The following is a 22890-nucleotide window of genomic DNA, read 5'->3' on the forward strand; positions in this document are numbered from 1 at the left end:
CGCCCGGTGGCGCTGCGCTTACCGGGCCTACAAAACCAATAACTTAGCGCTCGTCGCGACGGCCACCCACGGCTGCCCACCAGCGACGGACGTGCACCGTCACCTCTTCGCGATCGTGGTAGAGCTGACGGGCCTGGATCTGGGCATTGATGCCGTTCGCTTCCAGCTGCTGCTGAATATACGCGAGGTTGTTCGAGACCTCCTCATAGCGCTTTTTCATCGGCAGCTTGAGGTTAAAGATGGTTTCCCGGCACCAGCCGTTAACCAGCCACTGCGCCATCAGGGCGGCAACCTTTGCAGGCTTCTCCACCATATCGCACACCATCCAGGTAATGTTGCTGCGCGTTGGGCGATATCTGAAACCGTCTTCCCGCAGCCAGGTCACCTGTCCGGTATCCATCAGGCTCTGGGCCATCGGGCCGTTATCCACCGACGCAACCCACATGTTGCGCTTCACCAGCTGATAGGTCCAGCCGCCAGGGCAGGCCCCCAGATCGACGGCGTGCATGCCGTTGGCCAGGCGCTCATCCCACTCGTCCGCCGGGATAAAGACGTGGAACGCCTCTTCCAGCTTCAGCGTAGATCGGCTTGGCGCATCGGAGGGGAACTTCAGGCGCGGAATGCCCATGTAGAACGGCGAGTTATTGTCGGAGTAGGAGTAGCCGGTGTAGCAGCAGCCCGGCGCGATAAAGAAGACATGCACCACCGGACGCTTGGCGGTTTCGTAGCTGGTGAGGATCTTCGCCTCACGCAGCGCAGCACGCAGCGGCACGGTGAACTTACGGCAGAACTTCATCAGCTCTTTGCTTTCATTGGTGTCGGCCACCTCAACGCGCAGCTCGCCGCCCTTCTCGACCACGCCCTGCAGCATGCCGACGATCGGCGTAATGCGATCCTCCGGGGGCAGATCCTGGAGCAGTTCACCGACCACGAACATCTGGCGGACAAAAATCAGCGAGCTAAACGGCAGCTCCCGCGCCAGCTTGTCGGCCTCTTCGGCCTGGTAGCACTCGAAAATCACATAGCCAGCGTTATCTTTGACGCGGGCAAAACCAAACACGTTCAGCCGCCCGGCTTTATCGGTGATCTCTGCGGCGCACTCTTTTTCAAATCCGGGGCGACACAGCAGTACAAGCTTATTCATGACCAGGGCCTTTACGTTTCAGACGAACTGCGCCAATTAACATTAATACCCAGCCGGTAAGGAAGCTAACGCCGCCGACCGGGGTGACAAACGCCCACAGGCGCAGATGCGACAGCGCGAGGCAGTAAAGGCTCCCGCTGAAGAGAACCGTACCCAGTGCCAGAAAGACGCTGCTCCAGTAGAACCAGATGCTGATCCGGCGCTGCATCGCTACCGCCAGGCCAAAGACCGCCAGGGTGTGAAACGCCTGGTACTCAAGACCGGTCTGGATCCAGCCCATCTCGGCGGCGCCTAACGATTTACTCAATACGTGTGCGCCAAACGCGCCCAGGGCCACAAAAATAAAACCGCTGATAGCGGCAAAAATCAGCATAAATCGGCTGGTCATAGTCTTACCCTAAAGTCATGCGCTAACCGCGCGCCTATATACGTTATTGCTCATAGCGAAAGCGAAATTTCTCTTGCTCGGCTGCCGCTTTGGCCAGGATCCACTGGCGGAAGGCGGCTATTTTACCCAGTTCTGCCTGACTGTCATGACAAACCAGATAAAAGGCGTTTTTACTGACCAGCACGTCGTTAAACGGACAGGCCAGGCGACCGGCTTCGATCTCCGACTGGGCCATCACGTTATTTGCCAGCGCAACGCCCTGACCGTGGATCGCCGCCTGCAGCACCATGGCGCTGTGGCTGAAGATGGGCCCCTGCTGCACGTTAAGATTCAGGCCCAGCTGGCGGGTATAGGTCTGCCAGTCGCGGCGCGAAGCATCATGCAGCAGCGTATGCTTAGCCAGATCCTCAGGGGTCTTTATCGGCTTGTCCCCCGTCAGCAGCAGCGGTGAGCAGACCGGCAGCAGATATTCTGCGTATAATTTTTCAACACGCAAGCCTGGCCAGTTGCCCCGACCGTAAAAAATGGCCACGTCGACGTCGTCCGCCAGCTTATCGACCTCACGGTCTACGGCCTGGATACGGACGTCGATTCCCGGATAAGCTGAGTTAAAGCTAGAGAGTCTTGGCACCAGCCACTGAATGGCAAAGCTGGGCAATAAACTGACGGTTAACGCCCCTTTTGCGCTGCGCGACTGCAGCTTGCGTGTGGCCTCGGTGAGCTGGGAAAAAATCTCTTTGATATCCTGAAAATAGCTCTGCCCCTCCTCCGTTAACAGCAGGGATCGGTTGCGGCGGCGGAACAGCTTGAGCCCAAGAAAATCCTCAAGAGACTTGATCTGGTGGCTTACTGCGGCCTGCGTCACAAAAAGCTCATCGGCGGCGCGAGTAAAACTTAAATGGCGGGCGGCAGCATCAAAAACACGTAATGCATTTAAGGGCGGTAATCGCTTAGACATGGGTTATTTGGCTTAGGTGTTAAATCATTTTAACAAACAGGAAACAACACGTTACCTATTAGTTTTTTTTATCTGAGCCATTATAAATTGTCCGTTGAGGAACTACCAGCAAATACCTATAGTGGCGGCACTTCCTGAGCCGGAACGAAAAGCTTTTTTTGGAATGCGTGTTCTGATGGGCTTTTGGCTTACGGTTGTGATGTTGTGTTGTTGTGTTTGCATTTGGTCTGCGATTCAGACCATGGTAGCAACGCTACCCTATTTCACTTCCTGTACATTTACCCTGTCTGTCCATAGTGATTAATGTAGCACCGCGAATTGCGGTGCTTTTTTTTAGGCTATTTTTAGTAGCTTAAATTTCAGTAGCTTAACCCGAGATTATTTCTCCAGCGCGACCATCTCTTTCACGTCGCTGCGGTTAATCTGCTGTTTATTACCGTTCGCATCTTTATACGAGATCATTCCGGTCTGATCGTCAGTCTTCGGCTTACCGTCGGAAACAATCGTACGACCGTCATTGGTGTGCATGACATAGTTCGGACCAGAACAGGCGCTCAGGGCAAAAGCCAGTGTACAAGCAGAGATAATTGCGGCAGTCTTTTTCATCTTCTTCTCCTTTTAGCAATAAATGCTATTCAAACCGTTTTTCTTAACAGGCTTCAATCGACACCTAACACTTATCAGCATAATCGGCTTACATAAATTCGCCAGGATAAACAGATAATTCCGATGGTTAGCACTTTGCTTGTACATTGGTGAAAATTGCGCGACGATCCTTATATTGATATGAGGAATTCTATGAACGCTTTTAATCCTGCGCAGTTTCGCGCCCAGTTCCCGGCGCTTGCCGATGCCGGTATCTACCTGGACTCTGCCGCCACGGCGCTGAAGCCCCAGGCGGTGATCGACGCGACGCAGCAGTTCTACAGCCTGAGCGCGGGCAACGTCCACCGCAGCCAGTTTGCCGAGGCCCAGCGGCTGACGGCACGCTATGAAGCGGCGCGGGATCGCGTTGCGGCTCTGCTCAACGCCCCCTCCGGCAAGAATATCGTCTGGACGCGAGGCACCACCGAAGCCATTAATATGGTCGCCCAGTGCTATGCCCGTCCGCGCTTGAAGGCGGGAGATGAGATCATCGTCAGCGTGGCCGAGCACCATGCCAACCTGGTGCCGTGGCTGATGGTGGCGGAGCAGACCGGGGCTCGCATCGTTAAGCTGCCGCTGGCGGCCAACGGCGTGCCGGACGTTGAGCAGCTTGATGAGCTGATCACCCCGCGCAGTCGTATTCTCGCCCTCGGGCAGATGTCTAACGTTACCGGCGGCTGCCCGGATCTGGCTCGCGCTATCGCCTGGGCCCACGGCGCAGGCATGAAGGTGGTGGTCGACGGCGCGCAGGGCGCGGTGCACTTTCCCGCCGACGTACAGAAGCTGGGGATCGACTTCTACGCCTTCTCTGGCCATAAGCTGTATGGCCCAACCGGGATCGGCGTGCTTTGCGGCAAAGCCAGCCTGCTGGATGAGATGTCGCCCTGGCTGGGCGGCGGTAAGATGATCGCCGAGGTCACCTTCGACGGCTTTACCACTCAGCCCGTGCCCTATCGTCTGGAGGCGGGTACGCCCAACGTCGCCGGGGTGATTGGCCTCTGCGCCGCGCTGGAGTGGCTGGAGGGGTTTGATATCGTGCAGGCCGAAAACTACAGCCGTGGCCTGGCGACGCTGGCCGAAGAGGCGCTGGCCCAGCGTCCGGGTTTCCGCTCGTTCCGCTGCCAGGACTCCAGCCTGCTGGCGTTTGATTTTGCCGGCGTGCACCACAGCGATATGGTTACCCTGCTGGCAGAGTACGGGATCGCCCTGCGCGCCGGGCAGCACTGCGCCCAGCCGCTGCTGGCCGCCCTCGGCGTGAGCGGGACGCTGCGCGCCTCGTTTGCTCCGTACAACACGAAAGCCGACGTCGACGCGCTGGTTAACGCCGTCGATCGCGCCCTTGAGATACTGGTGGATTAATGACTAGCCCTGCTTTTGCCGGACACCCGTTTGGCACCGCCGTCACCGAAGAGACGCTGAAAAAGACCTTTGGCCCGCTGACCCAGTGGGAGGACAAGTATCGCCAGCTGATTATGCTCGGCAAGCAGTTGCCACCCCTGTCGGAGGAGCTAAAGGCGCAGGCCCGGGAGATCCCCGGCTGTGAAAACCGGGTCTGGCTGGGCCATACGCGCACGGCAACGGGGAAAATGCACTTCTTTGGCGACAGTGAGGGGCGCATCGTACGCGGCCTGCTGGCGGTGCTGCTGACCGCCGTCGAGGGGAAAAGCGCCGACGCCCTGCTGGCGGGCGATCCGCTGGCGCTGTTTGATGAGCTTGGCCTGCGCGCCCAGCTGAGCGCCTCGCGGACACAGGGCCTGGCGGCGCTGAGCGAGGCGGTGGTAGAGGCGGCGAAGCAAGTGTGAAAATGCCGGGTGGCGGCTTCGCCTTACCCGGCCTACGCACTACGAAGTGCGAGCCGCCTTGGCCATCATCTTCTTCAGCGCATGGGAGACCGCCACGAAGCCAAAGGTGGCGGTGACCATGGTGGCCGCACCGAAGCCGGAGGCGCAGTCCATCCGCTTCGGCCCCTCTGCGGTACTCTTCATGGCACAGACCGAGCCGTCTGCCTGCGGGTAGACCAGCGCCTCGGTAGAGAAGACGCAGTCCACGCCCAGCTTGCCCTTGCTGTTTTTCACCACGCCAAAGTCGCTTTTCAGCCGTTCGCGCAGCTTGGCCGCCAGCGGATCCTGAATCGTCTTCGCCAGATCGCTGACCTGAATCTGCGTCGGATCGATCTGCCCGCCCGCGCCGCCGGTGGTCACCAGCGGAATTTTATACCGGCGGCAGTAGGCAATCAGCGCCGCCTTGGGGCGCACGCTGTCGATCGCGTCAATAACGTAGGTGAAGTCCTTGTTCAGCAGTGTCGCCACGTTGTCGGCGGTCACGAAGTCGTCCACCACCGTTACCAGGCATTCGGGGTTGATCTGGCGAATGCGCTCCGCCATCACCTCGGCCTTGGCCAGCCCAACGCTGTCGCGCAGGGCGTGGATCTGCCGGTTGGTGTTGGTCACACAGACGTCGTCCATATCGATCAGCGTGATAGCGCCAATCCCGGTGCGGGCCAGCGCCTCCGCCGCCCAGGAGCCCACGCCGCCAATGCCGACCACGCAGATATGCGCGCCAGCAAACAGCGCCAGCGCATCTTCACCATATAACCGCGCCGTGCCGCCAAAACGCTGACGCCAGGCATCGCTGATTACCACAGACATAAGACCTCAGAGAGTAAAATTGGGCGCGCAGATTAGCATATTCAGCCGCTAAAGACGTTACCGGTTCCTGCTCCCGGCGCGTTTTTCAGTACCCAGACGCGACCGTAGTGGTTGTACCATCCAGCGCGGTGCCCGGCCTCGGGACCAATCCCCTGATAGATATCAAAGTGCTGACCCTTAATCGCGCCACCCACGTCGAGGGCGACCATCAGGCGCAGCTCATACTGACCGTTGAACTTGCCGTTATTATCCAGCAGCGGCACTTCCGCCAGCAGGGTGGTTCCCGCCGGGATAATGCTGCGGTCGGACGCCACCGAGGCGCGGCCAATCAGCGGCACGGCGCTGGCACCTTTCACCGGCGCATAAGACTGCGGCTTGAAGAAGACGAATGAAGGGTTCTGCTCCAGCAGCTCCTGCACCTCCGCCGGGCTGTGGGTTTCGCCCCAGTGGCGGATCGCCTGCATCGACATATCCTCGCGCTTCACTTCCCCACGATCGATCAGCACTTTACCGATGCTGCGGTAGGCGTGGCCATTTTTACCGCCGTAGCTGAAGAAGTTAAGCGGGCTGCCGTCGCCGAAATCGATATAGCCGCTGCCCTGCACGTCCATAATAAAGTTGTCCATCAGCGAGTTGCTGTAGGCCAGAACATAGTTGTCACTGAGCGCGCCCGCGTAGATCTCTGCCCGGGACGGCAGGCGGCCACGTTTAGGCGGCATGCGGTAGATAGGATACTGGAACTCGCCCTGCCGGGTATGGCGGGCCTGGACGACCGGGGTGTAGTAGCCGGTAAACTGAACGTTGCCGTAGTTATCGGTGCCGTTCATCTGCCAGGCGTCAATGCCGTACTGGCGCATAGTGCGGGTATCGCCCCCGGCGCGCAGCCACTCCTGCACCGCACTGTAGACGGCGCTCTGGTTGCCATAGAGGCGCGGCGAAGCGCTGCGGATCTGGCCTACCTGCTGGGCAAAGTCACCGCCGTTAATCGGTGCACCCACCGCATCGGGCTGGTTTACCAGGGTGAAAGGCTGGGTTAATTTCCCGTCTTCATACTGCTGACCGCGATCGGTCGGTTTTGAGGAGCAGGCGGCAAGCAAAGCCAGCGCTGCGCCCGTGAGGAGATACTTCGACCAACGTCCTTTCATTGTTTCTCATCTTTTGGTTAACCAGGGGGCGTGATGAAGATAACAAACCAGTTTCGCTAATGAAATGCGAAATACGGGACTTAACGGCAATTGCGCTCAAAAAACGCGCATAATGTGCCTTTTTTATGCAGATACTTTCATTATTTAACAATTTTCTCGAAAAAGGGTTGCGTCAAAGAGCGAGCGGAGTATAGTGCGCTTCCACGGACGCGGGGTGGAGCAGCCTGGTAGCTCGTCGGGCTCATAACCCGAAGGTCGTCGGTTCAAATCCGGCCCCCGCAACCAATACAGTGTGAAAGAAAGAAACCTGCTGAATAAGCAGAGACGGACGCGGGGTGGAGCAGCCTGGTAGCTCGTCGGGCTCATAACCCGAAGGTCGTCGGTTCAAATCCGGCCCCCGCAACCAACACTGTGAAGTAAAATTGTGTAGTAAAATAAGAAGTAGAAGACTCGGACGCGGGGTGGAGCAGCCTGGTAGCTCGTCGGGCTCATAACCCGAAGGTCGTCGGTTCAAATCCGGCCCCCGCAACCACTTCAACAATAAACACCCTTCCGGGTGTTTTTTTGTATCTGTCTCCCGGAAAATCTTCCGGAAAAACCTCTCGGCAAAAACGTTAGCCCCTGCGGGCCAACGTCACACCATCAGCAAAGTACGCCTTGATCCCAGCCAGAATCGACTCCGCGACCTCCTGCTGAAACGCCGAGGTTCTGAGCTTGCGCTCCTCTTCCACATTACTGATAAACGCCGTCTCTACCAGAATCGACGGGATATCCGGCGCTTTCAACACCGCAAAACCCGCCTGATCGACCCGGTTTTTATGCAGCTTGTTGACGTGCCCGAGGCGGTTTAGCACCTCTTTGCCAAACTTCAGGCTGTCGTTAATGGTCAGGGACTGCACCATATCAAACAGGGTATGATCCAGATACTGATCGCCGCTCTTGCTTACGCCACCAATCAGGTCGGCGGCGTTCTGCGTCTGGGCGAGGTATTTTGCCGCCGTACTGGTGGCTCCTTTCGTTGACAGCGCAAAGACCGACGAGCCGCGGGCGGCCCGGCTGGTAAAGGCGTCGGCGTGGATAGAGACAAAGAGATCGGCGCGCTGCTTCTGCGCCTTAGCGACCCGCACCTTCAGCGGAATAAAGACATCTTCGTTACGCGTCATGTAGGCCTTCATATTGGCCTCTTTATCAATCAGCGCGCGCAGGCGGCGGGCAATTTGCAGCACCACGTCTTTTTCACGGGTTTTGTATTTTCCGATCGCACCCGGATCCTCGCCCCCGTGGCCGGGATCGAGCATGATCACCACCGGGCGGTCGCGCCCGGCCTTACCCGGCTTCGGTCCGCTCTGGGCAGGCGGAACCTGCTTCTCCAGACTGCCTTTGTTGTAATCCTCCAGCAGCGCCAGGAGCGGATCCTGCTCGTTCTGCCCGTTAACCGGGTAGAGATCCATCACCAGACGCTCTTTAAACTCAGCTACCGGAGCCAGCGAGAAGAGGTGTGGCGTGACGTTCTGCTTAAGTTCAAACACCATCCGCACAGTATTGGGATCGAACTGACCGACGCGGGCAGATTTGATAAAGGGATCGCTGTCGTGGATCTGTGTGCCCATCCCCTTCAGGACCGAATTAAGGTTCACCCCTTCGATATCCACCACCAGCCGTTCAGGGTTGCTTAAGGCGAACTGACGGTACTTCAGCACCCGGTTTGACTCCACGGTAATACGCGTATAGGTCGATGCGGGCCAGACGCGGACGGCAATAATCTGACTTACCGCGGCTAAACCTGCCTTGCTTACGCTAAGCAACCACAGAGCGCCAGCGCCTTGCAACAGCCGGCGACGGCTAAGAGCTGAGTTGGATCCTGACATGCCTCTCCCGAGCAAAAAAATATGACATTTATTATTAAAACGGCCTGCTTGATGAAAAACTTTAACGAATGATGCATAAACTGTCATCAACAAAAGGGTAAACATTGATTTAACGGCAGTGACAATGTGGAGATTTTTCTCGCATCCCGGTGAAATTTTGACTTGCGCCCACGGCAATAAAAGAATAAAAATACATAAATTACGAATAATCATGCAATGAGGGTTGTGCCGTGGTGAAGGAGCGTCGAACCGAACTGGTACAGGGATTCCGCCACTCTGTTCCCTATATTAATGCCCATCGGGGGAAAACCTTTGTCATCATGCTGGGCGGTGAAGCCATCGAGCATGAGAATTTTTCCAGCATCGTCAACGACATCGGGCTGCTGCACAGCCTCGGCATTCGCCTGGTAGTGGTCTATGGTGCACGGCCGCAGATCGATGCCAACCTGGCGGAGCACCACCACGAGCCTATCTATCACAAGCATACCCGTGTAACCGACGCGAAGACCCTGGAGCTGGTCAAACAGGCGGCGGGGCTGTTACAGCTCGATATCACCGCCCGTCTCTCCATGAGCCTTAACAATACGCCGTTGCAGGGGGCGCATATCAACGTGGTGAGCGGCAACTTTATCATTGCTCAGCCGCTGGGCGTGGATGACGGCGTCGACTACTGCCACAGCGGACGTATTCGCCGCATTGATGAAGAGGCGATCCATCGCCAGCTTGACGGCGGCGCGATTGTGCTGCTGGGGCCGGTGGCGGTCTCCGTGACCGGGGAGAGCTTTAACCTCACCTCGGAAGAAGTGGCCACCCAGCTCGCGATCAAGCTGAAGGCGGAGAAGATGATCGGCTTCTGCTCCTCGCAGGGGGTAATCAACGACGAGGGCAATATCGTCTCGGAGCTGTTCCCCAACGAGGCGCAGGCGCGGGTGGAAGAGTTGGAGGGGCGGCAGGACTATCACTCCGGCACGGTGCGCTTCCTGCGCGGCGCGGTGAAGGCCTGCCGCAGCGGCGTACGTCGCAGCCACTTGATTAGCTATCAGGAAGATGGCGCGCTGTTGCAGGAGCTTTTCTCCCGCGATGGCATCGGGACGCAGATCGTGATGGAGAGCGCGGAGCAGATCCGCCGCGCCACCATCAACGACATTGGCGGCATTCTGGAGCTGATCCGTCCCCTGGAGCAGCAGGGTATTCTGGTGCGGCGCTCCCGTGAACAGCTGGAGATGGAGATCGACAAGTTCACGATCATTCAGCGCGACAACCTGACTATCGCCTGCGCGGCGCTCTATCCGTTCCCGGAAGAGAAGATTGGCGAGATGGCCTGCGTGGCGGTGCACCCGGACTACCGCAGCTCGTCGCGGGGGGAAGCGCTGCTGGAGCGCGTGGCCCTTCAGGCGCGGCAGATGGGCCTCAGCAAGCTGTTTGTGCTGACAACCCGCAGCATCCACTGGTTCCAGGAGCGCGGCTTTACGCCGGTGGATATCGACCTGCTGCCGGAGAGCAAGAAAGAGATGTACAACTATCAACGCCGCTCAAAGGTGCTGATGGCCGACCTTACCTAAGCACGTTCTTCCCTACCCGGCCGGGTAGGGATTTTGCTATTTGACCTGGGCAAAAATCTCGCCGAGGCCGCTGCGTCGTTCGGTACGGGTAGCAATGGCCTGCACCAGAATACGCTCGTCGGCATAGAGCGACAGGCGACGGCGGGCGCGAGTGATCGCGGTATAGACCAGCTCCCGAGTCACCACCGGCACCATCTGCCCCGGCAGGATCAGCGCGGCGTGGTCGAACTCCGAGCCCTGCGATTTATGCACCGTCATTGCCCAGGCCGTTTCGTGCTCCGGCAGGCGGCTGGGCTGCACCGATTTGATGCTGCCGTCCGGCAGCGGGAACCAGACGCGCGTCCCCTGCCCGCGGTTCAGCGCCACGCCGATATCGCCGTTAAACAGCCCCAGCGCGCTGTCGTTGCGGGAGATCATCACCGGGCGTCCATCAAACCAGCGCGAGTGTGGTGTCCGACCGATCCGCCGCTGGTTCGCCAGGGTCTGCTCCAGCCGCTCGTTGAGGCCTGCTACGCCAAACGGTCCCTCGCGCAGGGCGCAGAGCAGCTGATACTCGCTAAACGCCGCGAGGATCGCCTTTGGCTCCGCCTCATCCCGCACCAGCTGCAGATAGCGAGCGTAGCCCGCCAGCGCATCGTCTAACAGTGCCTGGTAATCGTCACGCGCCTGGAGAGGCTTGTGCTCAATGTCGCTAAAGCCCTGGCTAAATACCGAGCGGGTACTCTTCTTGTCGCCCCGGTTTACCGCCGCCGCCAGCTGGCCAATGCCAGAGTCGCTGCCGAAGCGGTAGCTGGTTTGCAGCAGGCAGAGGCTGTCGCGCAATGCGCCTGCCCCGCCCGGCTCGCCACCGGGAACCGCCATGCCGGTCAGGCGGGAGAGCTGCTCCGCCCGCGCCGGGGTAAAGCCCGCGTTAACCCACGCGCAGATATCTCCCAACACCGCTCCCGCCTCTACCGAGGCCAGCTGATCGCGGTCGCCTAAGAAAATCACTCGCCCATGGGCAGGCAGCGCATCAATCAGCCGGGACATCATCGGCAGGTCAATCATTGACGCTTCATCCACCACCAGTACATCAAGGTGCAGCGGGTTCCCGGCGTGATAACGCAGGCGCTGGCTGCCGGGCTGAGCCCCCAGCAGGCGGTGCAGCGTGCTGGCCTCCACCGGCAGGCGCTTTTTCTGATCGTCGGTTAATGCCAGCTGGCGCAGGGCGGCCCCCAGCGACTCCGTCAGACGCGCCGCGGCTTTCCCGGTCGGAGCAGCCAGATGGATGCGGCAGCGGGCGCCGTTCGCCATTTGTACCAGCGCCGCCAGCAGCTTCGCCACCGTGGTGGTTTTTCCGGTGCCGGGCCCGCCGGAGATCACCGAGATCCGCCGGGTCAGCGCCACCGCTGCCGCCACCTTCTGCCAGTTGATCCCCTCCGTTGACGGGAAAAGCCCGTCGAGGATCTGGCGCAGCTGGTCTTCGTCAACGCTCAGCGGCTGGTTAACCTCGCTAAAGAAACTCGCTACGGTCAGTTCGTTGCACCACATCCGGTTAAGGTAGAGGCGCTCCCCGGCCAGCACCATCGGCGCAGGGGTATGACCGTCGCTGACGGCCTCGGATCGCTGTAAGATCCCAGCCCAGTCGCAGGGCGCACCGGCCTCGGCAAACAGCGCCATCAGCAGCGAATGGCTCTTATCTTCGGCCTCAGCAGCCAGTCGGGAGAGGGGCAGACAGACATGGCCCTCCCCCGCGTCGCGGCTAAGTATTGCTGCCGCCAGGGTTACCGCTGGCTCGTCGCGTCCGGCCACGGTCAGGGCAAACTGGACGTCCAACGGGCGAAACAGCTTCTGAGCCAGCGCCTCTATAAGCAGAGTTTGCATCGTCACTGTGCGGTCTCCTGATAGTCTTCACTGGCCTCTTCACCGCTAAACAGGGCATCCATCTCGCTAATTAGCCGTACATCGGGACGGGTGGTATAGATGCCCTGCTCGCTGTTTTGCGCATCAACGCCGCGCAGGAACAGGTAGATCACGCCGCCAAAGTGGCGCTCATAATCGTAGTCCGCAATGCGGTGGCGAAGATAGCGGTGTAGCGCCAGAGTATAAAGTTGATACTGTAAGTCGTAGCGATGCGACTGCATCGCAGCCGCCATCGCCTCTCGGGTATAGGCTTCGCTGCTCTCGCCCAGCCAGTTAGATTTGTAGTCCAGCAGGTAGAAACGCCCGTTGTGGCGGAAAACCAGGTCGATAAAGCCCTTGAGCATGCCGCGCACGTCGCGGAAATCCAGCGGCGAACAGCCCGCTGAGAGCGGATCGTAGCGACGGATCGCCGCGTCCAGCTTCTCTGAGGTCAGGGTCTGGGCAATCGGGATATAGAACTCCATCTCCACCTGCTTGTCTTTCGCGGTGAGCTGGCTTAACGATAAACCTGATTCAATAAGCGGCGCACGCAGGATGGCATTGATCCATGCCAGCAGCACCGGCTGCCACTCCTCGCCAAAACCGCCCGCCTGAAGGCGCTCGCTCACCCACTCCTCGGTCACCGGCTGAGTGAAATCGATATCTTCAAACAGCCCGTGTAAGAAGGTGCCCGGCGACGCCCCGCGTGGGAACGCGTGCGGCGTTAAGGCCGGTACCTCGTCCGCCTGGCGTTCACCTGCGGCGTCCACGTCCAGCCGGGGAAGCAGATCCTGGGCGATACCGTGCCCGCGCTGCTGCAGGCCAGAGTAGCTGGTCACCCGCCAGTCGTCGAGAATAGGACGGTCAATGTGTCGGGCGCGCAGCGACGGCGGCAGGGAGAGGGTGTACTCCCAGCGCGAATTATCCGGCGTGCCGGGAATGCTCAGCACGATATCGTCGCTGCTCAGCGCCTCCAGGCAGTGGCGTAAGCCTGCGGCATCGCGCGGCTCGCCCTGCTGGATCAGCCTGCCCAGCGCACTATGGTGAAAATCGCTCTCGCCGCTCTTCTCTCCGCGACGACGGAACAGCGGCGCAATACCCAGGCTACAGTGCCATACGGAGCGCGTCAGCGCCACGTAGAGCAGACGCAGATCCTCCGCCAGCCGCTCCGCCTCGGCTAATTCAATGCTCTCGTCGGCCTGGCTAAGATCCAGCACCGCCTCAAAGGAGGTGCGGTCGTGATAGAAGGCCTGGTCCTGTGCGCGGTAGTTGGCAATAAACGGCAGCCAGACCAGCGGGTACTCCAGCCCTTTCGCTTTATGGATGGTAACGATCTGCACCAGGTGTTTGTCGCTCTCCAGCCTGAGCTGCTGGCTGGCGGCGTTGCTGTCCGGCTCGGCGATATGCTGCGCCAGCCAGCGCACCAGCGCATGCTCGCTCTCGGTATGCGCTCCCGCTTCCTGTAGCAGCTCGCTGATGTGCAGAATATCGGTCAGACGCCGCTCGCCACCGGAGGTCGCGAGCAGGTTTTCCGCAATATTGCGCTGGGCCATCAGGGTGCGTAGCATCGGCATGACGCCGCGCTTTTGCCACGTCTGGCGGTAGCCGTCAAACTCCTCAACCACCCGATCCCAGGCCTCTTCATCCTTATTGAGCTGCTCAATATCCTGGGCGGTCAGACCGAGCATCCCCGTCGCCAGGGCGCTGCGCAGGGTGCTCTCCCGCTCGGGCGTCAGCACCGCCTGGATGAGCCACAGCAGCTCCTGCGCTTCCGGCGTCTCAAAGACGCTGTCGCGGTTGGAGAGATACACCGAAGGGATGTTCAGCAGCGTCAGGGCGTCACGGATCAGCGCCGCTTCATGGCGGCTGCGCACCAGGACGGTTATGTCAGAGGCCTGCACCGGCCGGGATCGCTTGCCGTCATGCAACAGAGCGCTACCCTCCTGACCCGCCACCAGCCAGTCGCGGATCTGCGCCGCGCAGAGCTGGGCCATAAAGGCCTGGTAGTCCCCGATGCCAACGCCATCGCCCTCCATCAGCCACAGGTTCATGGCGGGCTGGGTTTCACCGTGCAGTTCAAAACGCAGGGGCTGGTTTCTTTCCGCCGCCTTCACCGGCATGAAGGGGATCTCGCGGAACATAAAGGCGTTATCCATCTGGCTAAACAGCGTGTTCACGCTATTGACCATGCCTGGTGCAGAACGCCAGTTGGTATCGAGCGTATAGTGAGCGCTAACTTCCCCACGCGCTTTCATGTAGGTGAAGATGTCCGCGCCGCGAAAGGCGTAGATCGCCTGCTTGGGATCGCCAATCAGCAGCAGCGCGGTATCCGGCTGCTGTCGCCAGATGCGGCGGAAAATACGGTACTGCTGGGGATCGGTATCCTGAAACTCATCGATCATCGCGACCGGAAAACGCTGGCGGATCGCGGTCGCCAGCGCCTCGCCGTTTTCACTGTTCAGCGCCTGGTCAAGACGGCTCAGCATGTCATCAAAGCCCAGCTCGCCGCGACGGCGCTTCTCCCGCGCCACCGCCTCGCGGATCTCCCGCATGGCGGTGGTCAGTACCAGATCGCTGAGGGTAAGCGGCTCGGCCAGCAGCCCCTCAATGGCGACAAACAGCGGGTGCTCCGGCACAGCGCCGCCCGCCTTGGTGCGCGAGGTTAAAAAGGACTGGGCGAACTTCTCCAGCGCGTCCGGCAGCAGATAGCTACGGGTCTCCTCCTGTGCCCAGGCACTGATCTTCTCGATCCACTTGCCCTGGTTACCCCGGTTAAACTTGCGTCGGTCAATGCCTGAATTTTCAATCAGGGGATCGAGCTCCGCTACCGCTGCAAGCCACTGCTGCTTGATGGCATCAATACGGGCGATGATTTTCGCATGGCGCGAGGCCAGGGTCTCATCCGCAGGCGGTGGAGATTTGATTACCGGTGCCTCCCCCTGCAGATAGCGGTTAATTGCGTTCAGCAGCTCCAGCGGCCCCTTCCACGAGGCATGGATCACCTCGGCAATGTCGCGAGGCAGCGGATAACAGTGGCGACGCCAGAAGTCCGCGCAGGCCTGCGCGCGCAGCAGGGACTCATCTTCAATCAGCTGCTGCTGGAAAAGCATGCCGGACTCAAAGGCGTTGAGGCTCAGCATACGCTGACAGAAGCCGTGGATGGTAAAGACCGCGGCCTCATCCATCTGCCGCTCGGCCAGCATCAGCCAGCTCGCTGCCTGCTGCTTATCGGGAATATCGTTAAGCAGGCGGGCATAGAGCGGATCGGCGCTGCTTTCACGCAGGCAGGCGATGCGCAGCTCGTGAATGTTGCTGCGGATACGGCCACGCAGCTCTTCGGTGGCGGCTTCGGTAAAGGTCACCACCAGCAGCTCTTCCACGGTAAGCGGACGCGAAAAGGCGCTCTCGCCGCCCAGGCCCAGCAGCAGGCGCAGGTAGAGGGCGGCGATGGTGTAGGTTTTCCCGGTGCCCGCAGAGGCTTCAATCAGGCGCTCACCGCGTAAGGGTAAGCGCAGGGGGTCCAGAGTCTCAGCGGGGTTACTCATTGTTTCTCACTTATCAGGGGCAGCGTGCGCTGCAACGCGCTGACGTTGTCCCATACCTTCCAGCCTTCAGGGTGTATATACCCGGATTTATCACTTGGTGTGCCGGAGACCTGGGACAGGATCGCCATCCCCTGCGGCTCTACCACCGCCTGGTGGAAGAAGTCGGCAAGCTTCTGCGGCGTCAGCTGTTTAATCTCAGCGACAACTTTATCACGGGAATCAAAGCGCATATTACCCCGGTCGAAATCTTTGCTGATCTGCGTCGCTTCTTCACCCAGCGTTTGCGGGGCCTGAGTAACCTGGGCGATCACCGCCTGCTGAAGCTGGGCAAACTCTTCTGCGCTCATTTTGCGCAGCCGATCTTCCGCCGTGGGGAAGAAGGCCTGGTAGCGCGCCCACAGCGCCGACGGCTGCTTGTCGCTGCTCTGAAGCAGGAAGCCCAGCCCCCACTGGCGGCCAACGCTCATCGGGAAGGCAAACACCGCATAGCCGAGCTGCTCTTCGGTACGCAGCTGGTTGTAGAACCACGGCTGGATGATTTGCCCCAGCATCGCACTGTAGGCTGAGCTGCTGTACTCGTCATAGCCCGGAGGGACAAACACGGCGGCCAGCGCCGAGTCACTGGTGCTACCCGCTTTTTCAAAGATTATCCCCTGCTTTTTGTCTACCAGCACGTCGCGGTTGCGACACCACTGGTTTCCTTTCGCCGCAAGCTGATCCTGCACCTGATGGGCCAGGTCTTTCGCCTGCGTCTCGCTCATATTGCCGACGATTAAGAACTCCGGACGAGCGTTGCTTTTCAACCGATCGCGGTAGGCCATCACATCTTTCAGGGTAATCTCCGGCAGCAGCGCCCGGCGCTCTTCACGCTGGAAATAGGGAACCTGAGAAAGCATCTGCGCCGGCATGATTGCCTGCTCGTAGGCTTTGCCCTTCTCGGCGGAGTCCATCATCTGCGCATACCAGGACTTCGCCTGCGCCAGCTGGTCCTCGGTTGGCGTATAGCTGAAGTAGCCCGCCAGCAGGTCTTTGAAAAGCTGCGGCAGATGCTGGGTATAGCCGTTAGCATTGAGCATCAGGCCGTTATTGGCGTTAGTGGAGAAGCTAATCCCACCAACGGCGGCCTGGTTGCTGAGCTGATCCAGGGCGAGCCCGGCCAGATAGTCATTAAGGGCGAACATCACCTGGTTTTTAGCGCTGTCCATCGCCAGCGGATTGCGCAACACCACGCTAACGTCAGCCTTTGGCTCGCTGGCAAAGTAGCGGCTCGGCATGTAAACCACGCGCAGGGTAGGATCGTCCACAATCAGCTCGGGATGAGTGTAATTTTTTGCTGGCTTTTGCAGCGTGAAATCATCCGGAATATAGGGGTTCAGCTCCGGCAGCGACAGCGCGATGGCGTTGGATTTCTGCTGCCAGTCGGCGAAAGTCTGGTCGCTAATTTTATCGACCTGATAAGGCGCATCGACAAAATAGGCGGTTTTATTGTGCGGCTCCTGCGGGCTGATGTACCAGATGCGGGCGTTCTGCGGCGTCATCATTGCCAGACGCGCCTTAACGGCCTCGACATCAAACTGGTCAGCAATGTTTACCGCGTCGAGGGTGTGCTCAACCGGCACGCGGATCATGGTATCCGCCAGCCACTCAACATAGTCCATATCCCGGGTAATTGAGGGATAGCGGAAGTCGAGATCCAGCACGTGGGACAGCTCGTCAAAGTAGCGCTTGTCCACGCCCTTCTCACGCAGAAGCTGGAGATAGCTAAAAATAGCCGCAACCACCTCATCACGGTGCGCCAGCCCCTTGTCGGTCAACGTCGCGGAAATCGCCAGCACGCCGCTGTTGCCGTTAACGATGGGGTCAGAGTCGGCGCGGATCCCTTCGGCCAGACCCTGCTGCTGTAACCAGTCAGAGAGCGTGCCCGGACTGCGGTTGCCAATCAGATAGGTAATCAGCTCGTCGGTTTTGCTGCGGAACTGCGCCGTATTGTTATCGATGCGGAACTCAACCCGCACCACTTTACGCGGCATCACCGGCACATAGTGGAGGATCAGCCCCTTCTGCGCATCGGTCACCACCGGTACGTCAACTTTCGGCAGCGCCAGCGCTTTGTTCGGCACGCGGCCAAAGGTTTTCGCCGCGATGGCGGCCAGCTCCGGCAGCGGACGATTGCTGTAGACCACGGCCTTCATCAGGTTCGCCGAATAGTATTTGTCGCGGAAGGCCAGCAGCGCCTCCTGCACCGGGCTACCCGGCTTGTCGCTCAGGGTCTCCAGGTTACCCCCGGAGAAGCGTGCAGCCGGATGTGCCGGATTAATGGTTTCAGCGCTCACCTGGGCCATGCGCATCCCGTCCCGGGAGCGGGCAAGCGTCAGCTCGGCGTTGACCGCGTTACGCTCGCGTTCGGCATACTTTTTATCAAGCAGCGGCGAGGCGATGGCATCCGCCAGCCGATCCACGGCCCCTTCCAGCGCGTCGTTCTCAACTTCCAGATAGAACGCGGTACGGTAGGGTGCGGTGCTGGCATTGTGGCTGCCGCCGTGCAGCTTTAAAAATTCAGCCAGGCTGTCCGGCTGCGGGTAGTGGGTAGAGCCCATCAGGGTCATGTGTTCAAGATAGTGCGCCAGGCCGGGATGCGCCTCCGGATCCTGCAGCGAGCCAACGGGTACCACCAGCGCGGAGAGCGATTTCACCGCCTGCGGATCGTTAACCAAAAGAACCACCATGCCGTTATCGAGGCGAATAGCCTGATACTGACGGGTGTCCTTATCGCTTTTACGAATGGTTTCCTGAACGGGTTGCCAACCGGTGTCTGCCTGACTTAACGGTGCCCAGAAGGCGACAAATAAGACTAATGCTTTGAACCAGGTGCTGCTGGGCATTCACGAACCTCATCATTAACAAACCAGTGCCGGAAGTACCGGCATATCCAATCAGTCCGTGATTCGCTGCGCATCATAATGGAAGCCCTTCCACTGCGCAATTTTTACACACTTCATCAGGACTGACTAAAGCGAAAGAGCGGCAGTAAGTAACGCTCTGCCTGCTTAACTATCTCGGCATAGTTTTCAGGTTCGAGGGTACGCCACAGGCGCTGGTACCATACGTCCTCCCCCTCGCCGCTGACCACCATATTGCCTTCATAAGCCTGCAGGAATTTGCTCCGTGCCTTAGCGAGCGTCTCCTCATCTTTTAACATCGCATCATTTGTCGCGTCATAACAGGCTTTTATCCATGCCCCACCGCTTTCAGGTAGCAGCAGCAGCGGTTTTTTCATCCCCTCGCGGTAGCCTTCGACCAGCTCCTCAAGGTACTTGAGGGCCTCTTCCTGCTTGAGAGGCGGGAACTGCCAGGCTTTATCGTTGCGGACAAACAGCCGACTCTCTCCCGTTCCGCCGCTGGCACAGTAGACAAGATGTTCCAGCCAAAGTTGCAGCCCCTGTGAGACCTTCAGCATCGAAGGACGCCAGCGCAGCAGGCCATCCTCCTGCACGTGCTGTAGCCAGCCGGTCAGGTGTACCTTGCCGCAGTCAAGCTCGATCTCCATGCTCTCGGCTGGCTTGCGGTGCTCGTGAACCCGCGATGCCAGCTGCTGCATCTCCTGATGCTGGCTCTCCCAGACAATCTCACCAAATGCGCCGTAGGGAAGCTGGCCTGCCGCACGGTACTGACGGAAGAGTTTCTCGACGTCCTCCTCCTCGACAAGGGTGTTGAGCAGCGCCTGGTTGAGCTGGTAGCGGTCCAGGCCATCAATGATGAACGGCTCGGCGTCGGGAATATCGCTCGCCTCGGGACGGAAGTTAACCTTCAGACGCATCTGGAAGAAGGCCCGCACCGGATGCGCCCAGAAGCGCTGCAGCTGCTCAAACGCCAGCGTCTCCAGCGGCTCATCGTCCAGCTCCTGAATAAAGGTGGCATGAGCTACCCCCTGCTGGCTGGCGGCGGGCAACCACTCCCGGGCGTAGCTTTGCAGCTCATCGGCAATAAAGTTTTCTGCATCGAACGGCATTCGCGTATGCAGGTGAGTAATATGATCCACCACCCGTCGCGCGCTCTCGTCGCAGGTGAGTGCCTCATCGCCGGGCAGATAGTGGCTCTGCCCGATATAGTCCACCAGCTCCTGCACCAGCACCGACGGGAACCGTTCGCTGTTATCCTGAATCGAGCGCCCAATATAGCTAATGTAGAGCTTCTGCTGCGCGGAGATGAGCGCCTCCAGGAAGAGGTAGCGGTCATCGTCCCGGCGGCTACGGTCGCCGCGCATCGGTTTCTGGCTCATCAAATCAAAGCCAAGCGGGGCCAGCGCACGCGGATAGACGCCATCGTTCATCCCCAGCAGGCAAACGACCTTAAAGGGGATTGAGCGCATCGGCATCAGGGTACAGATATTAATAGGCCCGGCGAGGAAGCGCTGGCTGATGCGCTCCTGATCGAGCCTCTGCGCCAGCTCGTCGCGCAACAGCGAGAGCGGCACCGCCTCGTCATAGTGTGCGCCAACGCCCTGGGTAATGACCGCCTGCCACTGCTGTTCAATCAGCGCCAGCGCAGCTTCGGTATCGGGATCCGGCAGGAAGAAGTCGTTGAGCATGTCCCGGCAGACCGGTAGCCACTCGGCCAGCGGGCGATCCTGAGCCAGCCCTTTGCGCCACAGCCTGAGCTGCATCAGCAGCGAGGCCAGATGGCCCACCAGCTCGGCAATCAGGCCGCTGGACTCATCGTAGGGCAGCACCGACTGCCACTCGCCCTGACGGCTCTCCATTGCATAGCCAAGCAGCATACGCGTCAGACCAAACTGCCAGGTGTGCTGCCCGGTCGCAGGCAGCGCCAGCTCGCGCACGTTGTCGTCATCCATGCCCCAGCGTACGCCGGACTCGTTGACCCACTGGCGGAGATAGCGCAGCCCCTCTTCATCGATGTTAAACCGTGCGGCAAGCACCGGCACGTCCAGCAGGGCCAGCACGTCCTCCGACTGAAAACGGCTGTCCGGCAGCGAAAGCAGGCTGATAAAAGCCTGAAGCGCCGGGTGTGACTGACGGGCGCGACGGTCGGAGATGGCATAGGGAAGATAGCGTTCCCCGCTGGCACTGCCAAATACCGCCTGGATAAAGGGGCTGTAGCTGTCGATATCCGCCACCATCACAATGATGTCGCGCGGGGAGAGGCTGGGATCCTCCTCCAGCATCGCCAGCAGGCGATCGTGCAGCACCTCCACCTCCCGCTGCGGGCTGTGGCAGACGTGCACCGCCACGCTGCGGTCCTCCCGCTCCAGCCTGCGCTTAGCGTCGCTGCGCTCATACTCCTTGGCCGTTACGCCAGCGACGGCGCTGTTTTTCAGCTCCAGGATGTCATACTGCAGGTTTTGCAGCAGCGCGCCGGGCGTAATATCAACGAAAGCGTCGAGATCGTCGTAGCGATCCATCCCTGCCAGCAGATAGATGTAGTCGCGCCCCAGCTTGCCCCACGAGGCCAGCAGCGGGTTACCCACCTCCTGCTCGCCTTCGCTGTTAAACAGGCCCTCTACCGGCTGATCTTCACGGAACAGGGCCACCGGATGGGCATCAAGGTGGTGTTTACGCTGGCGGGCAATGAGCCGGGAGAGAAACGCCGGATCTTTGATATCCCCCCAGTAGTAGCGGCAGGGATTGGTAAACAGCAGGTGAATATCCACGTGCTTGCCCAGCGCCTGCAGCGCCTGGAGATAGACCGGCGGCAGAGCCGAAATGCCGCAGATGAACACCCGGGAAGGCAGCCCGGCAGGTGGCGTCGTCGCGGACTCCAACACGTTGATAAAACGCTGATAGAGGTTGGCGCGGTGCCAGTGCGGCTGCCCCAGCGCCGCAGTGTGCTCCACTAGCGCCCGCCAGAGCGGTGCCTGCCAGATCTGCGCTTCACCGAGGCCATCGATCAGGCCGCCCTCTTCCCAGCGGGTCAGCCATTCTGGGCGAAAGACCAGATACTGATCGTAGAGATCCGCCACCCGAGACGAGAGCTGAAACAGCTTACGCTTGTCATCGTCGTCGTTGAGGTAGTGGCGAAGCATGGTGAACGCCTCCTGCTCCAGCATCTGCGGCAGCAGGGTCATCAGCTTCCAGCTCATGCTCTGTTTATTAAAGGCGCTCTCTTTCGGGATGTCCGGCAGCACGCGGACAAACATATCCCAGATAAAGCTCGCCGGGAGCGGAAAGTCGATATTGGCAGCGATGCCAAACTTTTGCGACAGCGTCATCTGTAGCCATTGCGCCATGCCGGTACTCTGTACCAGCACCATTTCGGCCTCAAAGGGATCGTCGAGCCGTTCGCGCTCAACGATAAACTCCATCAACGCTTCCAACACATCCAGACGATTGGAGTGATAGACCCTTAACATAAACGCTCCTGACTACTTATAAACTGGGCAATATAACCGCGTCATCTTCCCCTGCCTGCCCACCGGCGAGGTGATGGTTACGCTGATGCTGACACATCCGGCGTCCGTTGTCTGTACCCGGCTGACCTGCCAGCCGGGCGGTAGCGGCGCGGGTCGGAGCTGCGCCTGCTGCCAGCCGTAGCGCCACAGGTAGCGGTAGTGGCTCCAGGCGGTGAAGCCCTCAAGCAGCACGCGATGATACCCTGTCAGCGCCGTGACAACCATGACCAGCAGCACCATTGCCAGCAACGTTTCCGGCAGGCTAAAGCCCCTCTGGCGAGCTACGGCATCTGACACTGGCGTATCTCCTTGAGAGGACAGAAATCGCTCCAGCCGTGGGGCGAAAACGTCACGCCGCTCTCGCCTATCGCTCCGCTGCGCCACAGGGTTTCGCTCCCGCTGGCGGCGATCAGTAGCAGCGTCCGGTCGGCAAAAATGCGCAGGCAGACCCGCCACGGCTGGCTGCGATGCGCCCGGCACTGCACGGCAGGCTGCATCTGCCAGGCCTGCATTCGCCCCCACTCCAGCGCCGAGTGGGCATCGGCCAAATTGCGCATTGCCCGACTTTCGCTAGTAATGCGCTGCGTATGGGTGCGCTGGCGCTGGTTTAAACCGTTAAGCATCAGGCTACCTAACACCAGCAGCAGGAGCACCAGCGCCAGGGATGATATTCCTCTTTCGTCTCTCACAGATTTCACTT

The 22890-nt window shown here is 59.7% G+C and carries 16 protein-coding genes and 3 tRNA genes; 6 read left to right on the top strand and 13 right to left on the bottom strand.

Going from position 1 to position 22890, the window contains the following annotated elements:
* Nucleotides 1-43: 43 nt before the first annotated feature.
* The 4 genes from rlmM to EV102420_RS01085 form a co-directional block, all read right to left on the bottom strand.
* The gene (gene rlmM, locus EV102420_RS01070) at nt 44-1144 is read right to left on the bottom strand and encodes a 23S rRNA (cytidine(2498)-2'-O)-methyltransferase RlmM (protein WP_042387888.1); all 1101 of its coding nucleotides are present in this window, start codon (nt 1142-1144) and stop codon (nt 44-46) included.
* A complete protein-coding gene (locus EV102420_RS01075) occupies nt 1137-1532 on the bottom strand; it encodes a DUF423 domain-containing protein (protein WP_042387890.1) in 396 nt (131 codons plus the stop codon). The genes rlmM and EV102420_RS01075 overlap by 8 nt, the downstream gene beginning before the upstream one ends.
* 43 nt (nt 1533-1575) lie before the next feature.
* A complete protein-coding gene (gene gcvA / locus EV102420_RS01080; protein WP_042387892.1) occupies nt 1576-2490 on the bottom strand; it encodes a glycine cleavage system transcriptional regulator GcvA in 915 nt (304 codons plus the stop codon).
* Between the two features lie 378 nt (nt 2491-2868).
* Nucleotides 2869-3096 (bottom strand): YgdI/YgdR family lipoprotein, encoded by a 228-nt coding sequence (locus EV102420_RS01085; RefSeq protein ID WP_042387893.1) that lies wholly within the window; start codon nt 3094-3096, stop codon nt 2869-2871.
* A gap of 192 nt (nt 3097-3288) precedes the next feature.
* On the opposite strand from EV102420_RS01085, the gene csdA reads away from it, so the two are divergent.
* Both csdA and csdE read left to right on the top strand, forming a co-directional pair.
* Nucleotides 3289-4494: a cysteine desulfurase CsdA gene (csdA, locus tag EV102420_RS01090; protein ID WP_042387895.1), complete on the top strand. Its 1206-nt coding sequence runs from the start codon at nt 3289-3291 to the stop codon at nt 4492-4494.
* Nucleotides 4494-4937, top strand: a complete 444-nt coding sequence (csdE, locus tag EV102420_RS01095) for a cysteine desulfurase sulfur acceptor subunit CsdE (protein ID WP_042387897.1) — start codon at nt 4494-4496, stop codon at nt 4935-4937. The genes csdA and csdE overlap by 1 nt, the downstream gene beginning before the upstream one ends.
* A 39-nt stretch (nt 4938-4976) precedes the next feature.
* Here csdE and tcdA read toward each other — a convergent pair whose 3' ends face one another.
* Together tcdA and mltA are read right to left on the bottom strand one after the other, a co-directional pair.
* Nucleotides 4977-5783 carry a tRNA cyclic N6-threonylcarbamoyladenosine(37) synthase TcdA gene (tcdA, locus tag EV102420_RS01100; RefSeq protein WP_042387899.1) on the bottom strand — a complete coding sequence of 269 codons (807 nt, stop codon included), beginning with the start codon at nt 5781-5783 and terminating at the stop codon, nt 4977-4979.
* Between the two features lie 41 nt (nt 5784-5824).
* A complete protein-coding gene (mltA, locus tag EV102420_RS01105) occupies nt 5825-6928 on the bottom strand; it encodes a murein transglycosylase A (RefSeq protein ID WP_042387901.1) in 1104 nt (367 codons plus the stop codon).
* Nucleotides 6929-7136: 208 nt separating this feature from the next.
* Here mltA and EV102420_RS01110 point away from each other — a divergent pair.
* From EV102420_RS01110 to EV102420_RS01120, 3 genes are all read left to right on the top strand, one after another.
* Nucleotides 7137-7213 (top strand) — tRNA-Met (locus tag EV102420_RS01110).
* Nucleotides 7214-7257: 44 nt separating this feature from the next.
* A tRNA-Met gene (locus EV102420_RS01115) sits at nt 7258-7334 on the top strand.
* A gap of 49 nt (nt 7335-7383) precedes the next feature.
* Nucleotides 7384-7460: transfer RNA gene (locus EV102420_RS01120), tRNA-Met, on the top strand.
* Nucleotides 7461-7542: 82 nt separating this feature from the next.
* Here EV102420_RS01120 and amiC read toward each other — a convergent pair.
* Nucleotides 7543-8796 carry an N-acetylmuramoyl-L-alanine amidase AmiC gene (gene amiC, locus EV102420_RS01125; RefSeq protein WP_042387903.1) on the bottom strand — a complete coding sequence of 418 codons (1254 nt, stop codon included), beginning with the start codon at nt 8794-8796 and terminating at the stop codon, nt 7543-7545.
* A 230-nt stretch (nt 8797-9026) separates the two neighbouring features.
* Here amiC and argA point away from each other — a divergent pair, with 230 nt between their 5' ends.
* A complete protein-coding gene (gene argA, locus EV102420_RS01130) occupies nt 9027-10358 on the top strand; it encodes an amino-acid N-acetyltransferase (RefSeq protein WP_042387905.1) in 1332 nt (443 codons plus the stop codon).
* A gap of 36 nt (nt 10359-10394) precedes the next feature.
* Here argA and recD read toward each other — a convergent pair whose 3' ends face one another.
* From recD to EV102420_RS01160, 6 genes are all read right to left on the bottom strand, one after another.
* Complete coding sequence (gene recD, locus EV102420_RS01135; RefSeq protein WP_042387907.1) at nt 10395-12227, bottom strand: exodeoxyribonuclease V subunit alpha; 1833 nt, start codon at nt 12225-12227, stop codon at nt 10395-10397.
* Nucleotides 12224-15784 carry an exodeoxyribonuclease V subunit beta gene (gene recB / locus EV102420_RS01140; RefSeq protein ID WP_042387909.1) on the bottom strand — a complete coding sequence of 1187 codons (3561 nt, stop codon included), beginning with the start codon at nt 15782-15784 and terminating at the stop codon, nt 12224-12226. Before recB ends, recD begins: the two co-directional genes overlap by 4 nt.
* On the bottom strand, nt 15781-18666 hold the full coding sequence (gene ptrA / locus EV102420_RS01145; protein WP_042387912.1) for a pitrilysin: 2886 nt from the start codon (nt 18664-18666) through the stop codon (nt 15781-15783). Before ptrA ends, recB begins: the two co-directional genes overlap by 4 nt.
* Before the next feature lie 116 nt (nt 18667-18782).
* Complete coding sequence (gene recC, locus EV102420_RS01150; RefSeq protein ID WP_042387914.1) at nt 18783-22151, bottom strand: exodeoxyribonuclease V subunit gamma; 3369 nt, start codon at nt 22149-22151, stop codon at nt 18783-18785.
* A 12-nt stretch (nt 22152-22163) separates the two neighbouring features.
* A complete protein-coding gene (locus tag EV102420_RS01155; RefSeq protein ID WP_042387917.1) occupies nt 22164-22487 on the bottom strand; it encodes a prepilin-type N-terminal cleavage/methylation domain-containing protein in 324 nt (107 codons plus the stop codon).
* Nucleotides 22472-22879 carry a DUF2509 family protein gene (locus EV102420_RS01160; RefSeq protein WP_106403884.1) on the bottom strand — a complete coding sequence of 136 codons (408 nt, stop codon included), beginning with the start codon at nt 22877-22879 and terminating at the stop codon, nt 22472-22474. The genes EV102420_RS01155 and EV102420_RS01160 overlap by 16 nt, the downstream gene beginning before the upstream one ends.
* Nucleotides 22880-22890 lie beyond the last annotated feature (11 nt).

Source organism: Pseudescherichia vulneris NBRC 102420 (assembly GCF_000759795.1).
Lineage (GTDB): Bacteria > Pseudomonadota > Gammaproteobacteria > Enterobacterales > Enterobacteriaceae > Pseudescherichia > Pseudescherichia vulneris.

Excerpts from the sequence above, each read along its gene's own strand:
- rlmM (WP_042387888.1), bottom strand. The coding sequence starts at position 1,144 with ATGAATAAGCTTGTACTGCTGTGTCGCCCCGGATTTGAAAAAGAGTGC.
- EV102420_RS01075 (WP_042387890.1), bottom strand. The coding sequence starts at position 1,532 with ATGACCAGCCGATTTATGCTGATTTTTGCCGCTATCAGCGGTTTTATT.
- gcvA (WP_042387892.1), bottom strand. The coding sequence starts at position 2,490 with ATGTCTAAGCGATTACCGCCCTTAAATGCATTACGTGTTTTTGATGCT.
- EV102420_RS01085 (WP_042387893.1), bottom strand. The coding sequence starts at position 3,096 with ATGAAAAAGACTGCCGCAATTATCTCTGCTTGTACACTGGCTTTTGCC.
- csdA (WP_042387895.1), top strand. The coding sequence starts at position 3,289 with ATGAACGCTTTTAATCCTGCGCAGTTTCGCGCCCAGTTCCCGGCGCTT.
- csdE (WP_042387897.1), top strand. The coding sequence starts at position 4,494 with ATGACTAGCCCTGCTTTTGCCGGACACCCGTTTGGCACCGCCGTCACC.
- tcdA (WP_042387899.1), bottom strand. The coding sequence starts at position 5,783 with ATGTCTGTGGTAATCAGCGATGCCTGGCGTCAGCGTTTTGGCGGCACG.
- mltA (WP_042387901.1), bottom strand. The coding sequence starts at position 6,928 with ATGAAAGGACGTTGGTCGAAGTATCTCCTCACGGGCGCAGCGCTGGCT.
- amiC (WP_042387903.1), bottom strand. The coding sequence starts at position 8,796 with ATGTCAGGATCCAACTCAGCTCTTAGCCGTCGCCGGCTGTTGCAAGGC.
- recB (WP_042387909.1), bottom strand. The coding sequence starts at position 15,784 with ATGAGTAACCCCGCTGAGACTCTGGACCCCCTGCGCTTACCCTTACGC.
- ptrA (WP_042387912.1), bottom strand. The coding sequence starts at position 18,666 with ATGCCCAGCAGCACCTGGTTCAAAGCATTAGTCTTATTTGTCGCCTTC.
- recC (WP_042387914.1), bottom strand. The coding sequence starts at position 22,151 with ATGTTAAGGGTCTATCACTCCAATCGTCTGGATGTGTTGGAAGCGTTG.